The organism is Prevotella conceptionensis 9403948 (genome assembly GCF_000312305.1).
Classification (GTDB): domain Bacteria; phylum Bacteroidota; class Bacteroidia; order Bacteroidales; family Bacteroidaceae; genus Prevotella; species Prevotella conceptionensis.
On sequence record NZ_HE999521.1, the window covers coordinates 1 to 668 of the forward strand.

The 668-nt window shown below is 52.8% G+C and carries 1 protein-coding gene and 1 pseudogene; both read left to right on the top strand.

Features of this window, described 5'->3' with window-relative positions; translation table 11 throughout:
- Window positions 1-231 (top strand): annotated as a pseudogene (locus BN93_RS18890) (hypothetical protein); the annotation flags it as partial.
- A complete protein-coding gene (locus tag BN93_RS16070) occupies window positions 167-619 on the top strand; it encodes a GDSL-type esterase/lipase family protein (protein WP_232211226.1) in 453 nt (150 codons plus the stop codon). The pseudogene BN93_RS18890 and the gene BN93_RS16070, both read left to right, overlap by 65 nt.
- Window positions 620-668: the final 49 nt, after the last annotated feature.

Here is a 668-nt window from a genome sequence, read left to right on the forward strand (position 1 = left end):
ACGGGCTTTACGGGTACAGAGATTGCCGTCTTAATCTCAGACGAAGGCGAAAGCTATCACAACGTTTTCGTTGACGGCAAGTGGATAAAGAAGATTAGGGTGAAGGGCAACACGCCCCAACGCATGGTGTTGGCCAACGGCTTGAAGAGCGGAAAGCACCAAACTGGTGCTGCAAAAATGCACCGAAGGCGAATACGGATGCACCACGGTGCACGCCTTGCTCTTGTCTAAGGGCGGTTCGTTGCATGCCGTACCCGCCCCCAAGCGACTTATCGAGGTGATTGGCGACTCGTACACCTGCGGCTATGGCACAGAAAGCAACAAGGCTACCGACCCCTTTAAACTGGAAACAGAAAACTGCGACAAGGCCTATGCCTGCCTATTGGCCCGCTATTTCGGGGCCGACTATGTGCTGGCAGCCCATTCTGGCCGCGGCATGGTGCGCAATTGGAACGACACGGTGCAGATTTCGAAAGGCAACATGTCGCAACGCTACTTGCAACTGTTCGACCATTACGCCACCACCCCTTACGATTTCAAGGCCTATCGCCCCCAATTGGTGCTGATAAACCTTGGCACAAACGACTATTCCACCATCATTACGCCCTCTGTTGAGTAATATGTGGGCGCATACATTAGGCTTATCGAGCTTGTTCGCAAACAATATG